Raw genomic sequence first — 15,528 nt, 5'->3', positions numbered from 1 at the left:
AACGAACTTGATTGGAAGAAAATAAACAGTGCAAAATTAAATAAATTGACTGAATTAGTAAACGAAAAAAAAACACATCTAACTTCAAAGTACTTCTCGATACAAATTTATTTCACAAATCCACTCGAAGTGACGTTTGGGAATTTTAAATTATAAATGTTGAATGTTGAATGTTGAATGTTGAATGTTGAAATTTAAATAAAAAAGTTTTTTAAGAACTTAAGCGAAGCGACCCAAAAGCGAAGCGACCCAAAAGCGAAGCGACCAAAAAGCGAAGCGACCCAAAAGCGAAGCGACCCAAAAGATTCCCGCCTTCGCGAGAACAGGCCCAAAAGCAAAGCGACCAAAAATCACTCAAAATCCAATACACTCTCCGCATCAATTAAATATTTCAAAGCATCGATTTTTTTATACATCTTGTTAAAAAAGATACGTTGCTCTTTTTTTCCTGCGGTAGATAATAATTTTGAACTCTTCATTTGTCGCTGCAAATGCTGATCCACTTGCGTCAATGTGAGCGTGTCACTGGTTTTGTAATAGGAAAGAATCGTATACGGCACAAACAATGTTTTTATCATTGGCGTTTTGACTAAAACCGTATTATTCATCAATAAAAGTTCGTTGTAAAAGAGCTGATAATTTTCATCGCTTTCTACCTTTTCTTCAATCATTTCAACTAACTTTTTCAAATCGTCACAGAGTTTAATAGCAACATCATTTGTTAACAGTGTCGATTTATAGTAAAAATGAATTTGCTTCAACGTACTATTAATGGTGGTTACATCCCAAATTTCGGTCACTTTCAAGTTTGCGTACAATTCGCCCAAGCGAGAAGCCGAACCAACCAACGAAACAGAAGGCGCAAAGTTTTCAAACGCAATGACTTTATTTTCTTCACTTAATAATTGCAGCCAAACATACATTTTAAAACGTGATAGCAAATTATCAGAAGCCGTATAAAATATAGGCAAATCTTTAGCTGAGTAGATAATTTCTGAATCTTTCATCGCTAAAATTTGTTTTAAATTGTCATGAGATGCTTCAAAATAGGTTTCTAAATCGTCTTGCGAGGTAATAACTTGTGTTTTTTCTACAGCAACTACATTTTGCAAACCAATGGCGTACAATTGATCTATAGACATATTAAAATGACGCGATAATTTCACCGCTTCTTCTAACGACAGTTTGCTTTTTAAACTTGTACGTCTATGCGCTGCATCATAACTAATATCTAACACTTCAGCTACTGTGTCGATTAGCGAAACATCTTCAGGCACTATTGTTTTTAATGTAGAAAGAAAGAACTCTTGCATACTATTTGCGATTTTCACAAAAATAAACATTCTCAATTGCTATTCCTACAATTACACTTGTAATTATTACAATATTTTTGAGATAACACATTAAAACCAAGTTCGATATGAAAAAAATATTCATCCTTATGATGACAGCTGTTTGCTTTAGCAATTGTGCTTCATTTTCTACGAAGATTATTAAAAATAAAATCACAAAATTAGACCGAGAGAATATTCAAACTATTGAAGGACGCTATGAAATTTCCTGCTATAACGCTTATTATTTGAGCACGTATGGAAAGAGAGAGATTGTTCAATATGAAAATCCCGAAGATGCAACAACTGTCAATAGTTTTACAAACACAATCATCCCCAAAAGAGGCACAGATACAAACTATACGGTAGACATAAAACTACTGTCAGATACAGAAATTCAATTTACATATCGATCTAAAAACACTGTTGTAAGTCAAACTACAATGGAAATGAAACTTCGTAAAAACGGCATGATTCATCTTAAAAACAGAGAAACGAATATAAAAGGAGTTCCAATGATTTTTGGAAATATTACTGTAGAAAAGTCTAGAATTGGTGTTCAAAAAAATAATGATCTTATTATAACTAACGTAGATTTTATTGCGGGAGGATTTCTTATCTTGTTAGGAGATACACGTAGAACAAATACTAGTTTTTATTTTAAACGCGTACAAGCATCAACTTAAATTTACACACATGAAACATATAATCTATATTTTATTATTTGTAGTTTTTAGCGGATATAGCCAAAATGATGCGCTTTATGAACGATTGCAAGTACTTCAAAACAAAAGCACTACTTTTTACAATATTGATGGTTATACAATTACGAAAGAAGTGTACAATTATGAATTTTCAGAGAAAAATATTAAAAAAGTTACCCGAAAATATAAAATCAAACGGAACGACAAAAAGTCTTCTATGGATGAAATTGGACGTAAAAACATTTTTGTGCACAAACAAAAAGAAATTGCGCCAAATTTAATCAGACACGCTACTTATTATTTCATTGAAAACGATGACAAAACAATTACCGTCATTTGGTTTTCACAGATGAATATCAAAGATGTGGCATTTGAGAAAAAGATGATTGCTGTAATTCTTGCGGATGCAATTCCGAAAAAGTGTTATACCACAATGGAACCAGACTACATCAACTTTGCAGGTAGAAACATTCAACGTGATGAAAGTTGCTTTTGGACAAATTTGAACACCATACAATGTTCTTACAATGGCGAAATGAATTGGTCCGTACACAAAGATTTGAAAAGTGCACAAAATTCAATCAACGCGCAAAAAGGTGTGACACTAGCAAAAAAAGGCGTTCGCATTGCTTCAGAAGAAACGGTTCCGATCATTTTTGAAGGACAAGAAACCGAAGCGTTAAAGATTGTTTTTTCATTTAAAGGTGTAAAATCAATTTTAGCCGGATTAGCGCAAGGCGAAACTATTACAGCTTATTATGTTGCTACAAAAGTTAGAGGGAATTATGTCAGTTGCGTGTTGAGTCACTGGAATAATGATAACATTACAGAAGGTGGATTAACTGCCCTTTTGGAAGAAGTTATGCGATTGAAACCAGAGTAATTCGTTATTCTATTGCGAGCAAATAATCGTTTTCAAAACTGAAATAATAGATTTTATCATCTTGTTTGATATTGCAGTACAAACAATTTGAATTATGGATAAATTGATACGGTTTTTGAATATCAAAAGTAGGATCGTTTACTTTAAAAACACCATCGACATCTACATTTCCATACGGAGAAATACGACGAATTCTGTAACTAAATGATGTTGCAGGAAGCGGATGAAGCTCAAACCAAGTTCCGCAGGCAATTCCAGGTAACCATTGCGCATTGTCTGCAATTCCTTGTACATGTTTTGGCTCTAATGTTCCTACAAAATCAGGAACATATCCTTGCAAACGATCTAAAAAACAACGGATCGTTTCTTTTTGAGAAGTTGATGTAAATAGTGTTACTCCATTTTCCGTAACTTCATAAATAGCTGTTTGAGTATTTGCAAGCACTACGTTTCCAACAGTACTTGGCGTAAACCATGTAGATTTTTTCAATGCTTTTCTAACGCGATTATCTGTTAAGGAAGCAATTAGAGTTCCTGTAACGAATCTGGCACAATTGCATGAACCTTTTTTAAAAGCCGCGTAATATATAGAACCATACCGTTGCATTTCTGCAATATGCGCAGTCGCTTTTTCATAATTAACACGATCACAAATGGAAGCTAATAACTTTCCGTCTCCGTGTGTTAACTTTGGATTGGTTGCTAAAAAATGTAGAATTTCATCAAGATTGGTAATTTTTCCATCAATCAAATTTGCTTTCAAAGGAAAATCAAGTTCTCTGTCGCGTTGTTTGCCACGAACTCTTCCATGCGGTTCTCTGGTAATATATCGACCGAAATCATGGTAAGATAACGTTCCTGTTTTATGATCAATAAGTACCAATGCGGCATGACCTGCACGCACATATTTCTTTGTACCAATACCAATAAATCTCAAGTAAGGAGAATACCATTCTTCGGCAGTCATTACAATAGTATCAGGATACGCTAATGTTAATATTGTACCAGTATTACTCATTCACTACTACTAATGGATTTAGAGATATTTCACTACCTGAATCTGTATTAAAATCTTGATACTTCAACGTAACTGTAGTTTCACTTTTTTCAATTTGCGTAATACTAATCGTTTTTACAACACCTCTATCCATCATGGTATCTACATTAGCATCTCCAATTCCTGCATTGGTATGAAAATCCAAAGCTGATGTAGCATCAAGAATATGTTTTTGCTGAAAATCGGCAAACCAATCACGTCGCATTTGCTTCATTTCCTCCGTGTACAATGTAGAAGACGACCAAATATGTGGTGTTGTCAACGGAAGTTGTTGGAGGTGTTTCTGAGTTCCATCCCAAACCAATTCTACCAATTGAATACCATCATTCCAGTCTACAATAACAATTGTAAACGGCTCTATTGCATCCAAATTATATACTGCTACAGTTTCAAGAATGTTGTCAGATGCTAAAAAATCTTTCACTACAATTCCTCTACTATGACGATATTTCGGCAAACGTGTATGAATTTCAAAACCACCATTTAACAAGCAAACAACTCGGTTTTTTTCACTCATTCCAACCCAAGTTCCACCAGCAACTGTGTCTTTAGGATACATCATTTTTACACCAGAAACTTCATAAGCCGCAGGTAAATCGGTGGCACGCATTGGCGATTCATCACGATTTGAGGTTAATACAAACTCTTGATTTCCTTTATAAATAAAACTTACTGTACACATAGAACTCTTGGTCTAACTTTAAGTGGGCAACTTACAAAAATTTTCCGTAGTTATTGCCAAATTATGCAAATGTATGTTTTTTCATAAAAAGCGACCTATATAAGTGCGCAATACTCAAAAAGCAAACTGCCTTTTGCGGCACATTTTTTTGTATCTTTGCATCGCAAATTTTTAATCAATACACAATTAAATATATCACCTATGGGAAAAGGATTTTTTCAAGTTCCAACAGCTATCAATGAGCCAGTAAAATCATATGCTCCTGGAAGTCCAGAAAGAGCTGCTGTAACTGCACAATATGAAGCATATTTTAACGGAAACGTAGATGTGCCAATGTATATTGGTAGTGAAGAAGTGAAAACTGGGAACACCAATACAATGACACCTCCACATGATCACAAACATGTTGTAGGAACGTACCATTTAGCAGAAAAGAAGCATGTAACACAAGCCATTGAAACTGCTTTGGAAGCTAGAAAAAAATGGGCGCAATTAACTTGGGAACAACGTGCTGCTATTTTCTTAAAGGCTGCCGAATTAATCGCTGGACCATATAGAGCTAAGATCAACGCGGCAACTATGATTGCACAATCAAAAACTGTACACCAAGCAGAAATTGACGCCGCTTGTGAATTGATTGACTTTTTACGTTTTAACGTAGAATTTATGTCTCAAATTTATGAAGAGCAGCCAGATTCAGCCGAAGGTATTTGGAACCGTGTTGAATACAGACCATTAGAAGGATTTGTATACGCTATTACACCTTTTAACTTTACTGCCATTGCTGCCAACTTACCTGCAAGTGCAGCTATGATGGGAAATACGGTGGTTTGGAAACCAAGTGATAGTCAAATTTTCTCTGCAAAAGTAATTGTTGATATTTTCAAAGAAGCTGGTGTACCAGATGGTGTTATTAATGTTGTATATGGCGATCCAGTAATGATTACAGATACCGTTTTAGACAGTCCTGATTTTGCGGGAGTTCACTTTACAGGTTCAACCTATGTATTTAAAGAACTTTGGAAGAAGATCGGAAATAACATTCATACCTATAAAACATATCCAAAAATTGTGGGTGAAACTGGTGGAAAAGATTTCATCATTGCGCATCCAAGTGCAAATCCAAAGCAAGTTGCTACAGGAATTTCACGTGGTGCTTTTGAATTTCAAGGTCAAAAATGTAGTGCCGCTTCACGAGTGTACTTACCAAAATCAATGGCTGATGAAGTATTAAATTATGTAAAAGAAGATATTGCTTCTTTCAAAATGGGATCTCCTGCCGATTTAGGAAACTTTATCACTGCGGTAATTCATGAAGGCTCTTTTGACAAATTAGCAAAATATATAGACCAAGCTAAAGCTGACGCAGATGCAGAAGTATTTGCTGGTGGAAATTACGATAAATCAAAAGGATATTTCATTGAGCCAACAGTTATTGTTGCAAAAGATCCAAAATATACAACGATGGAAACTGAATTATTCGGACCTGTTGTTACGGTATATGTGTATGAAGATGCAGATTGGTCAGAAACATTGAAATTAGTTGATGAAACTTCTGAATATGCATTAACTGGAGCCGTTTTCTCTGGAGATCGTTATGCTATTGATGAAGCTACAAAAGCCTTAGAAAACTGTGCTGGAAACTTCTATGTAAACGACAAACCAACGGGAGCTGTTGTAGGTCAACAACCATTTGGTGGCGCTAGAGCTTCTGGAACTAATGATAAAGCTGGTTCTGCACAAAACTTATTACGCTGGGTTTCTCCACGATTAATTAAAGAAACTTTTGTAACTCCAACTGATTATAGATATCCTTTCTTAGGATAAATTAATATACATTTTACGAAAAGCCGAAGAGATTATCTTCGGTTTTTTTTGTATTTAAAAACATAGAATTTTAATGCTAAAATGCATGATACTATGTTGGACAGAAAAACTATAATTGAATAAATGTAAAAAGCCTGTATCTAAAAAATACTGGCTTTTCTATTCTTTATACCATTGTTATTGAATGGTTAAAATTTGTTTACGGATTTAACATGGTCCGAAAAAAGTACAACATACCCAGTATCCGCCTTCATCTTGATGCCATAAATCACTTAGCGCTCCACCTTTTAATTCATGCACTTTAAAAGTTGAAACTACTTTCTTGTTCAAGCTAATTTTTTTTAAATCTCTTTTTTTCATGATACTAAAGTTTTGATTAATAATCTAAAAATACGTACTCAGATTCACTTTTCAGTAGGGTTTTACCGTAAGAAATTAATTATCAGCCAAATAAAAAATTAAAAAAGCGACTCAAATGAGTCGCTTTTAGTATAAGAATTTAAGAGAATTCTAGCTAATTATAATTGTTTGTTTCTATTGGAAATCATGATCAGATCCAACTTTTTCTCCTGCAACGTTTATTACTTTATCATTTGAATCAACGATTAAAGCAACGATAGACATTTTTTCAGGATTGTTTACTGTAGTAGGAACAGCAATATTGAATACCTGACTCGTTTTAGAGTTTGCAGAAGTATCAGAAATAGCATCTCCAAAAACATTTGTGATAGAATGTCTTAATGTATGATTGTGCTCAAACTGGCTAATTGGATCAACTCCACCATAGTAGCTTGTATAGTTTGCTTGCGATGCAATAATACCATCTTCAAGAACCATAACTACTAATTTAGCACCTGTAGTACTTTGAGAAAAAGCAGTACTTACATATACTTCTAATTGATTTCCTTTTAATAATGAGTTTATAGATAAACCTGAAGTTGTAGTTCCACTAGCTAAGTTTGTAGCTTGCGCAACATTACTTGGCTCTGGATATGTCCACTCTTGATCTCTGTTAAGAACAGCCGTTGGATATCCTGAAGTTACATATACATTATCTAAAGCTAACGAATAGCTATTTTGCATTGGATCTCCACTGTGAGCAGCAACTGCATATACTTTATCAGATGCAGCTTCAACTAGCTCAATTGCGTAAGATACTCTAGGACACCATCCGCACCATGTACCTGTGAAATCTTCAATTAAAGCTTTCTTTGTAAATGATCCTGGCGCAGTTTCGTCTGTAACAGGAAGCATAAATGCGTCAGAAGTTACAGCATCTTTTGTTGCAACAGCAGTAATATCTCCTAATTGAGTTACCATAAATCTGTTTCCAGTAATAGCTGATCCATTTACAGAAATACTTGCGTCACCAGTAATTGTGTACTCGTTTCCTAAAGCATCTATTCCGATTACTGTAAAGTCTGCAGTATCTCCTACTTTTAAACTTGTAGCAGCACTTTCAACTCGTAAAGCGGTTATTGGTCCAGCAGTAACATCAACAAAAAGTTGTACACTTGTCAATTGCTCATATTCTGCTTTGATTGTGTATGTGCCTGGTGTATCAGCTGTAAAAGAACTTCCTGTAATCGCTGAATTGTTTACTAAAATTGTAGAATTAGACGTTACATCAGTTCCGTCATTTCCTTTAACTGTAAAGGTAATTGCATTTCCAACTTCTACAGAGTTGCTACTTGCTGTTACGGTAATAGAAGTAATCGCTGATCCTCCTCCTGGATTTGTTGGAGTTCCGCCGTCACCATCTGAATCGCTGCTACATGAGCAAACAAACAGAGCAAATACAGCAAATGCACTTTTTAAAATGTTTTTTGTTTTCATAAGACTTTTTTTGTTTGTAAAGTTTAGTTTTCGGTGTAATTGGGCACTAATTTATATTAAATTTTTGTTAAAAAAAAGAAAAATCTAATAAACAGTAAATCAAACAAATAACCTACCATTTATATAGACAATATGTAGAAAACCCTGAAAATGAATTATTTTATTTTTATTGCTTATTTAACGTAAGCTTTTATATATTTACAACCTTGTCACTATTTAAACTAAATATTATGAAGTCAATTATGAGTATCGTTGCAGTATTCCTATTCTGCACTATACAAGCAAATGCACAAAAAGAAATCCCTAATATTACTGTAAAAAAATTGAACGGAACTTCCGTTACTATGGATGAAATTACAAGCGAAAAAGGCGTGAAAATAATCAGCTTTTGGGCAACTTGGTGTGTACCATGCATTAATGAATTAGATGCAATTAATGAAGTATATGAAGATTGGATTGATGAAACAGATGTAGAACTTATTGCAATTGCTACAGATGATGCTAGAACTAAAAAAAGAATCAAACCACTAATTAACGGTAAAGGTTGGGAATACAAAATTCTTTTAGATGAAAATCAAGATTTACAACGTGCTTTAAACATTACCGTAATTCCACATGTAGTAGTTATTAAAGATGGAAAAATTGTTTGGCGTCATACAGGATATCAGCCCGGAGCTGAAAACCAATTGTATGATGTGGTAAAGAAAAATGCTAATTAAGCATACAACTTTACCAAAACAAAACTAGCTAACCAAAATTTAAAACTAACTCATCACATTACATGAAAAAATTACTATACCTTTCTTTTGCATTGGCTTTTTCTGTTGGAATCGCTCAAGAAGATGAAGAAAAAAAGAAAGATTGGGGAACAGTTACAGGTGGATTTGAATCAAATATACAATGGTATAATGATGATACATCTCTTGGTAAGTTTGCCGAAGACGAACACTTTAGATCTAACAATTATTTAAAATTAGATTATAACTACGGAAATTGGTTTGCAGGAATTCAAGTAGAATCGTATGCGCCAATGCCTTTATTGAATTATTCTCCCAAATTAGACGACACGGGCATTGCTACCTTTTATGCAATGTACAAAACTCGAAAAATAGAAGTTACCGCAGGTTACTTTTATGAGCAATTTGGTAGCGGCCTCATTTTAAGAGGTTGGGAAAATAGACCTTTAGGAATCAACAATTCATTTCGAGGAGCAAGAGTAAAATACCAACCATCAGACGCTATAGCTTTAACAGGAATGTACGCAAGACAACGTGATGGTTTTGAAGTTTCAGAAGGAGAGATTTTTGGGTTCAATTCTGAAATTGATCTTACAAATGCTTTAAATTTAGAAACATCATCACTTTCAGCAGGATTTAGCTATGTCGGACGTAAAGAAGATATTCCTGAACAATTTCAAAATACTGGTTTTGATGAACTAACAAATGCTTTTTCGGCACGATTAGATTATTCAGGAGAAACATTTTATTCTGGTATAGAATACATTACAAAAGGAAAAGACGCCATTGTAAATTCGCAAAGATTCATTGAAAACTTCGTAGAAAAAGGAAGCGCCTTATTAGTAAACTTCGGATATTCTCAAAAAGGTTTCGGAATTGATGCGACTGTAAGAAGACTAGAAAACATGAATTTCTTTTCTGAAAGAGAAGCCGCAGGAAATGTATTCAATGAAAATATTGTAAACTACTTACCTGGATTAACCAAACAGCACGATTATGCATTGACGAATATTTATGTATACCAAGCGCAAGCTGCCATTTCTGTACCAGATCCATCCTTATTTAAATTTGGAGAAATTGGAGGACAAATTGATATGTTCTATAATTTCAAAAAAGGAACTGCTTTGGGAGGAAAATACGGAACTAAAATTGCACTAAATGCTGCATATTGGGCAGGACTAAAAGGAGATTTTGACTTTACTGAAAGAGATTCTGAAATAGATTTCTTTGGTTTTGGAAGAAAATATTTTTCAGAATTTAGTATGGAAATCCGAAAAAAGTGGGATAAAAAATGGCAAAGTATTTTTTACTTCGTAAATCAATATTACAACCAACGTTTCATTAATGATGAACGTGGTGTCGTAAACTCAAATGTTGCAGTAGGAGAAGTTATTTACAAACTAAGCTCACGACAATCTGTTCGAATTGAATTGCAACATTTATGGACACCAGATGATGATAAAAACTGGGCTGGTGGAACTGTAGAATTTAATGTTACACCAAGACTTTCATTTTATATCACGGACATTTACAATTACGGAAATGATATTGAAGATGAACAAATTCACTATTACAATGTCGGCGGAAGTTTTGCCAGAGGCGCAACACGATTTGCACTCAACTATGGTAGACAACGTGGCGGACTTGTGTGCGTTGGAGGTGTTTGTCGATTTGTACCGCAAAGTACAGGTTTGACTGTAAATATTACAACAGCCTTTTAAAATATATAAAAACGATCACTAACCAAACCAACCAACTAAACACGAAAAATCCCTTGTAAATTTTACAAGGGATTTTTAATTTATGGTTTATATTTTAAAGGCAAGTACACCACTTTTTTCGTTTCAAAAAATGCTTCTTCAAAATAAGTTGGAATTGGATACAATTCAGCTTTGACGAAATCTTTCAATTCTTCTGTTAAATCGCCTCCTTTTAAATATAAAATTCCATTTTTCAAGGTATGTTTTTGCTTTTTAGCTACTTTCTTTCGAACCCATTTTACAAAATCGGGCATATTTGTCACGGCTCTACTGATGATAAAATCAAATTCTCCTTTCACTTTTTCAGCACGCATATGATGTGCGGAAACATTCGTTAGTCCAATACTTTCAGCAACAGCTTGCACTACTTTTATTTTTTTGCCTATAGCATCTACCAAAACAAATTGTACCTCTGGAAATAAAATTGCTAAAGGAATTCCTGGAAATCCACCACCTGTGCCCACATCTAAAATCCGTGAACCTGAGACAAATGGCTGTACTTTTGCAATTGCCAAACCGTGCAATACGTGCCGCAAATACAATTCATCAATATCTTTTCTTGAAATGACATTAATCTGTGCATTCCATTCCTTATATAAGGCTTCCAACTGTTCAAACTGTTCTATTTGAGTTGGCGTTAAATCTGTAAAATATTTGTGTATAATTTTCATATCTGCAACAAAACTAATCTTTATTTGTGATTCAATGAATTTATTATTTTCAAATTACGATATTTGCAATATATTGTAACAATTTTAGCTACATATTTAAGATTAAATAGTTCCCTTCATGACGAAACAAAACGTTGACCAAGAAATTAAAGACGCGCTAAGAAATTGGAAGTCTATCATTGCCAAATACAAAAAAAAGAGTACAAAAAAAGCTATCGGTCAAATAGCATCTTCATTTTTACCATTCATAGCCGTTTGGATTTTAATGTATTTTGCACTTGATTTTTCATTAATTCTAACCTTCCTTTTAGGAATCGTAAATGCATTCTTTTTAGTTCGAATTTTTATCATTCAACACGATTGTGGGCACAATTCGTTCATCAAATCAAAAAAAGCCAGCGATACTATTGGATACATTTGTAGTGTATTCAGTTTTTTACCATTTAAATATTGGGCAGAAACGCACACTTTCCATCACGGACATAATGGACAACTTGAAACGAGACAAATTGGCGACATGCCAACATTGACTGTAGAAGAGTTTCGTTCAAAAAACTGGTGGGGAAAATTTAAGTACAAAGTATTCAGAAGCCCAATTGTTATTTTTGTAATTGCGCCTGTTTATTACTTAATTATTACCACAAAATATCCGTTTTTGACATTTAACAACTGGAGAAAAACGACGTATTTACTATTAAAAGACAATCTTGTAATCATTGTTCCGTATTTAATTTTAGGATACTTAACAGGTTGGGCTAGCTTCTTTGCAGTTCAATTTATCATCTTATTCTTCTTTGGAATCATTGCTTTCTGGTTTTTCTACATTCAGCATCAACATGAGTTTTCATATAAAAAGTGGAAAAAAGATTGGGACTTTGTCCTTTCAGCGATCAAAGGAAGTACGTATTTAAAATTACCAAGAATCATGGAATGGTTTACAGGTCATATTGGAATTCATCATATTCATCATTTGAATAGTAGAATTCCTAATTACAACCTAAAAAAGTGTTTTACAGAAAATAAAGTTTTATCAAAATACGTAACAACGCTTTCCTTTAAAGATGGTGTAAAAATGATGTTCCACAAATTGTGGGATGAAGAACAACAACGCATGATTACATTTAGAGAATACTACAAACTAGAAAAAATGCGCTTTTCGAACTAAACTAAATAATATATAACATTAAAAAAAGTCTGCTTTTGTAGACTTTTTTTTTGGTTTAAATAAAATACAAAACCAACAACACAATACTAGTTGCAATACCTGAAACCAAACATAAAGTAAATCCTTTATCAGCAAGTTTCTCTCTGTATTTTCGTATGGAATTGATAAAACCAACATACAATACAAAATAAGCGATACCTAAAAAAGCTACTGCGCCAAATTTCCAATTTCCTTCACAAATACGTATTGCATGAATTATTGAAACCGCATGCGCAAACATAAAAATTGCTATTAACACCATAGCTGACTGAAAACGCAAATCTTTTTTTGCAATAAATAAGGCGTAGAAAAACTCATAAAACGAACTTGGAACAACAGTTCGTGAAATATAATGCAGCTTGTTCAATTCAATTTCATTTTCAGAAATCTCTTCAGGAAACGGAATAAAATTACGCTTGTAATTCTCCAACAAAAAATGATTCTGAAGTAAATAATCATCTATCTTTCTTCGCTTGATGATATAATCAATAAACTTTGATCCAATTAAAGCAAATACGCCCAACAAGCCAAAAACAATTCCTAAATGATAGCCTAAAGGTGTAATTTTAGAAACCAAAAAATTGAAACTTTCTGGCGGATTTTTATAGTAAATAGCTCCAATAGCACTTATCAAAATCAGTAAAAACACCAAACGATCTAGGCGTTTTTTGGTTTCTACTATTCGAGTTGTTACAGTTTGCACAAAATACTCCTCTGAATTCAACTTTTCTTCGTTTGTCATTTCTTATTGTTATTATTGCTAACTATTTTATTATCCTAAACCAAAAATAACTAATTTCGCACAATTGAGTTATTATATATAGATTAAACACAACATAACAATGGCACTATTATCTGAGCGCGTATTAAACATGTCAACTTCGGCTACGTTAGCAATGGCAGCGAAAGCTAGAGAGTTACGAAACGAAGGGAAAAATATTATTGGTTTAAGTTTGGGAGAACCTGACTTTAATACTCCCGATTTTATTAAAGATGCTGCAATTCAAGCAATTAATGATAATTACAACAGCTATACGCCAGTAGACGGATATGCAGATTTAAAAACTGCCATTATCAACAAATTTGAACTTGATAATAAACTTACGTATGATGCTTCTCAGATTGTCGTTTCTACGGGAGCAAAACAATCGTTAGCAAATGTAGCTTTAGTGTTATTAAATGACGGCGACGAAGTAATTCTTCCAGCTCCGTTTTGGGTAAGTTACAGCGACATTGTAAAGTTGGCAGAAGGCGTTCCTGTACAAGTAGAAACTTCTATTGACACAGATTTCAAAATGACTCCTGAACAATTAGAAGCGGCTATTACACCAAAAACAAAAATGATTTGGTTTAGTTCGCCATGCAATCCTAGTGGATCTGTATACAGCGAAGCAGAATTACGGGCTTTGGCAACAGTTTTAGAAAAACATCCGAATATTTATGTCGTTTCTGACGAAATTTACGAACATATCAATTTTACAGAAGAGCATTTTAGTATTGCAAGAATTCCATCGCTCTACGATAGAACTATCACAGTAAATGGTGTTTCAAAAGCATTTGCAATGACTGGATGGCGTATTGGATACATTGGCGCTCCAACAGCAATTGCAAGAGCGTGTAATAAAATTCAAGGACAAGTTACAAGTGGTGCCAACTGTATTGCGCAACGTGCTACAATAGCTGCTTTGGAAGCTTCTAAAGATAAAATTCAGTACATGATAGATGAGTTTCTAAGCCGCAGAAATATTGTTTTAGAACTCTTAAGAGAAATTGAAGGATTTAATGTTAACACGCCTGAAGGTGCTTTTTATGTATTTCCTGATATATCATCATTTTTTGGAAAAACATTACACGGAACAACGATTAACAATGCAACGGATTTTTCAATGTATTTGTTAGAAAAAGCCAATGTAGCAACGGTAACAGGAGATGCCTTTGGAAATCCAAACTGTATTCGTATTTCGTATGCTGCTTCGGAAGAACAATTAAGAGCTGCAATTCAGCAAATCAAAGATGTACTTTAAAAAAAATATACACAAACGCAAAAAGCTGCTTTTCTAGAAAAGCAGCTTTTTTTTAGCTCGTTAAACTAAAAAGGATTTTTCACTTTGTTTTCATACACCTTTACGCAATATGAAAATTTGTGTAAGACAAAAAGCGTTTGATAAGGACGCTCTTTTTTTGTCTTGATTGAGACTAACTATATAATATTAAGTATTAAAAGTGAAATCGTCAATATAATACCACTAGATAAAATAATGGTATTTGGGAACTTGCGTTCGTATCGCCAAAAAAATTCTTTAATTCCGAAGAATAAAAATAAATTGAAGGCGTAAAAGATAACAATGCAATAATTTAAATCGATACCGAACAATGTTTTTGCTATTTGTGTTTCAGCAGAAACGTCCATGTTTGTAAAAATCATAACTACTGTGCTTGTTAGCAATAATATAGTTGCTAATAAACAAAATTCCAGAAAGTTAACTGTTTTTCGCATTGTGTTTTAAATCTCTTTTTTTTACTGATGTAAAGATGATCAAAACATTTGAAGTTAAAAAACCCTTTTATAGGGGATTTTTCCCCTTTTTTTCAATATTTCTATATAAAAGCGATAATATACGCGATTACAAATACTGAAATTTTAAGAATTGTTCCAGTTACAGAAGTTAATTGATATTGACTTTTCTTAATACGTTGCTTCAAACTAGAACGATTTGATCGAATTTGTTGCTTGTACGTTGACGTTAATAAACCTCTTTGTGAATCGTTTGTATCTTCTTGATACATTTCGATGGGAACTGAATTTACGTGTAATTGATGTGTTGATGTCATGATG

General features: G+C 33.6%; 15 protein-coding genes. 7 read left to right on the top strand and 8 right to left on the bottom strand.

Annotation, left to right across the window (positions count from 1 at the left end; translation table 11 throughout):
• Positions 1-350: 350 nt before the first annotated feature.
• Complete coding sequence (locus tag AA089_RS11780; RefSeq protein WP_046757145.1) at positions 351-1,313, bottom strand: hypothetical protein; 963 nt, start codon at positions 1,311-1,313, stop codon at positions 351-353.
• Between the two features lie 107 nt (positions 1,314-1,420).
• Here AA089_RS11780 and AA089_RS11775 point away from each other — a divergent pair, with 107 nt between their 5' ends.
• Entirely contained in the window at positions 1,421-2,017 is a 597-nt protein-coding gene (locus AA089_RS11775; protein ID WP_046757144.1) for a hypothetical protein, read from the top strand.
• Positions 2,018-2,027: 10 nt separating this feature from the next.
• Positions 2,028-2,918 (top strand): hypothetical protein, encoded by an 891-nt coding sequence (locus tag AA089_RS11770; RefSeq protein ID WP_046757143.1) that lies wholly within the window; start codon positions 2,028-2,030, stop codon positions 2,916-2,918.
• Between the two features lie 4 nt (positions 2,919-2,922).
• On the opposite strand, the gene AA089_RS11765 is transcribed toward AA089_RS11770, so the two are convergent.
• Together AA089_RS11765 and AA089_RS11760 are read right to left on the bottom strand one after the other, a co-directional pair.
• Positions 2,923-3,936, bottom strand: a complete 1,014-nt coding sequence (locus AA089_RS11765; protein ID WP_046757142.1) for a DUF6695 family protein — start codon at positions 3,934-3,936, stop codon at positions 2,923-2,925.
• Positions 3,929-4,657 carry an NRDE family protein gene (locus AA089_RS11760; RefSeq protein WP_046757141.1) on the bottom strand — a complete coding sequence of 243 codons (729 nt, stop codon included), beginning with the start codon at positions 4,655-4,657 and terminating at the stop codon, positions 3,929-3,931. The genes AA089_RS11765 and AA089_RS11760 overlap by 8 nt, the downstream gene beginning before the upstream one ends.
• A gap of 201 nt (positions 4,658-4,858) precedes the next feature.
• Between AA089_RS11760 and pruA the strand changes: the two genes are divergently transcribed.
• Positions 4,859-6,484, top strand: coding sequence for an L-glutamate gamma-semialdehyde dehydrogenase (gene pruA / locus AA089_RS11755; protein ID WP_046757140.1), 1,626 nt, complete (start codon positions 4,859-4,861; stop codon positions 6,482-6,484).
• 207 nt (positions 6,485-6,691) lie between these two features.
• Here the strand turns inward: pruA and AA089_RS24735 are convergent, their stop codons facing one another.
• Both AA089_RS24735 and AA089_RS11750 read right to left on the bottom strand, forming a co-directional pair.
• A complete protein-coding gene (locus AA089_RS24735) occupies positions 6,692-6,844 on the bottom strand; it encodes a hypothetical protein (protein WP_156168984.1) in 153 nt (50 codons plus the stop codon).
• A 174-nt stretch (positions 6,845-7,018) separates the two neighbouring features.
• Entirely contained in the window at positions 7,019-8,320 is a 1,302-nt protein-coding gene (locus tag AA089_RS11750; protein ID WP_046757139.1) for an Omp28-related outer membrane protein, read from the bottom strand.
• 230 nt (positions 8,321-8,550) lie between these two features.
• Between AA089_RS11750 and AA089_RS11745 the strand changes: the two genes are divergently transcribed.
• Both AA089_RS11745 and AA089_RS11740 read left to right on the top strand, forming a co-directional pair.
• The gene (locus tag AA089_RS11745) at positions 8,551-9,039 is read left to right on the top strand and encodes a TlpA family protein disulfide reductase (RefSeq protein WP_046757138.1); all 489 of its coding nucleotides are present in this window, start codon (positions 8,551-8,553) and stop codon (positions 9,037-9,039) included.
• A 62-nt stretch (positions 9,040-9,101) separates the two neighbouring features.
• Positions 9,102-10,778, top strand: coding sequence for a DUF6029 family protein (locus AA089_RS11740; RefSeq protein ID WP_046757137.1), 1,677 nt, complete (start codon positions 9,102-9,104; stop codon positions 10,776-10,778).
• 80 nt (positions 10,779-10,858) lie between these two features.
• Here AA089_RS11740 and rsmG read toward each other — a convergent pair whose 3' ends face one another.
• Positions 10,859-11,488 carry a 16S rRNA (guanine(527)-N(7))-methyltransferase RsmG gene (rsmG, locus tag AA089_RS11735; protein WP_046757136.1) on the bottom strand — a complete coding sequence of 210 codons (630 nt, stop codon included), beginning with the start codon at positions 11,486-11,488 and terminating at the stop codon, positions 10,859-10,861.
• Positions 11,489-11,606: 118 nt separating this feature from the next.
• Between rsmG and AA089_RS11730 the strand changes: the two genes are divergently transcribed.
• Positions 11,607-12,653, top strand: coding sequence for a fatty acid desaturase (locus AA089_RS11730; protein WP_046757135.1), 1,047 nt, complete (start codon positions 11,607-11,609; stop codon positions 12,651-12,653).
• Positions 12,654-12,708: 55 nt separating this feature from the next.
• On the opposite strand, the gene AA089_RS11725 is transcribed toward AA089_RS11730, so the two are convergent.
• Positions 12,709-13,434: a hypothetical protein gene (locus tag AA089_RS11725; RefSeq protein WP_046757134.1), complete on the bottom strand. Its 726-nt coding sequence runs from the start codon at positions 13,432-13,434 to the stop codon at positions 12,709-12,711.
• Between the two features lie 100 nt (positions 13,435-13,534).
• Here AA089_RS11725 and AA089_RS11720 point away from each other — a divergent pair, with 100 nt between their 5' ends.
• Positions 13,535-14,716, top strand: a complete 1,182-nt coding sequence (locus tag AA089_RS11720) for a pyridoxal phosphate-dependent aminotransferase (protein WP_046757133.1) — start codon at positions 13,535-13,537, stop codon at positions 14,714-14,716.
• A gap of 574 nt (positions 14,717-15,290) precedes the next feature.
• Here AA089_RS11720 and AA089_RS11710 read toward each other — a convergent pair.
• Positions 15,291-15,524 carry a hypothetical protein gene (locus AA089_RS11710; RefSeq protein WP_156168983.1) on the bottom strand — a complete coding sequence of 78 codons (234 nt, stop codon included), beginning with the start codon at positions 15,522-15,524 and terminating at the stop codon, positions 15,291-15,293.
• Positions 15,525-15,528 lie beyond the last annotated feature (4 nt).

Origin of the sequence: Kordia jejudonensis, assembly GCF_001005315.1 — a bacterium.
Classification (GTDB): domain Bacteria; phylum Bacteroidota; class Bacteroidia; order Flavobacteriales; family Flavobacteriaceae; genus Kordia; species Kordia jejudonensis.
Note: the sequence above shows the minus strand (reverse complement) of the source record. Positions and strands in the feature narration are given on the sequence as shown.

Bases quoted from the DNA above. Each gene is read 5' to 3' on its own strand.
- AA089_RS11730 (WP_046757135.1), top strand. From the start codon at position 11,607: ATGACGAAACAAAACGTTGACCAAGAAATTAAAGACGCGCTAAGAAAT.
- AA089_RS11750 (WP_046757139.1), bottom strand. From the start codon at position 8,320: ATGAAAACAAAAAACATTTTAAAAAGTGCATTTGCTGTATTTGCTCTG.
- AA089_RS11780 (WP_046757145.1), bottom strand. From the start codon at position 1,313: ATGCAAGAGTTCTTTCTTTCTACATTAAAAACAATAGTGCCTGAAGAT.
- AA089_RS11720 (WP_046757133.1), top strand. From the start codon at position 13,535: ATGGCACTATTATCTGAGCGCGTATTAAACATGTCAACTTCGGCTACG.
- AA089_RS11760 (WP_046757141.1), bottom strand. From the start codon at position 4,657: ATGTGTACAGTAAGTTTTATTTATAAAGGAAATCAAGAGTTTGTATTA.
- AA089_RS11710 (WP_156168983.1), bottom strand. From the start codon at position 15,524: ATGACATCAACACATCAATTACACGTAAATTCAGTTCCCATCGAAATG.
- AA089_RS11765 (WP_046757142.1), bottom strand. From the start codon at position 3,936: ATGAGTAATACTGGTACAATATTAACATTAGCGTATCCTGATACTATT.
- AA089_RS11740 (WP_046757137.1), top strand. From the start codon at position 9,102: ATGAAAAAATTACTATACCTTTCTTTTGCATTGGCTTTTTCTGTTGGA.
- AA089_RS11770 (WP_046757143.1), top strand. From the start codon at position 2,028: ATGAAACATATAATCTATATTTTATTATTTGTAGTTTTTAGCGGATAT.
- pruA (WP_046757140.1), top strand. From the start codon at position 4,859: ATGGGAAAAGGATTTTTTCAAGTTCCAACAGCTATCAATGAGCCAGTA.
- AA089_RS11745 (WP_046757138.1), top strand. From the start codon at position 8,551: ATGAAGTCAATTATGAGTATCGTTGCAGTATTCCTATTCTGCACTATA.
- AA089_RS24735 (WP_156168984.1), bottom strand. From the start codon at position 6,844: ATGAAAAAAAGAGATTTAAAAAAAATTAGCTTGAACAAGAAAGTAGTT.
- rsmG (WP_046757136.1), bottom strand. From the start codon at position 11,488: ATGAAAATTATACACAAATATTTTACAGATTTAACGCCAACTCAAATA.
- AA089_RS11725 (WP_046757134.1), bottom strand. From the start codon at position 13,434: ATGACAAACGAAGAAAAGTTGAATTCAGAGGAGTATTTTGTGCAAACT.
- AA089_RS11775 (WP_046757144.1), top strand. From the start codon at position 1,421: ATGAAAAAAATATTCATCCTTATGATGACAGCTGTTTGCTTTAGCAAT.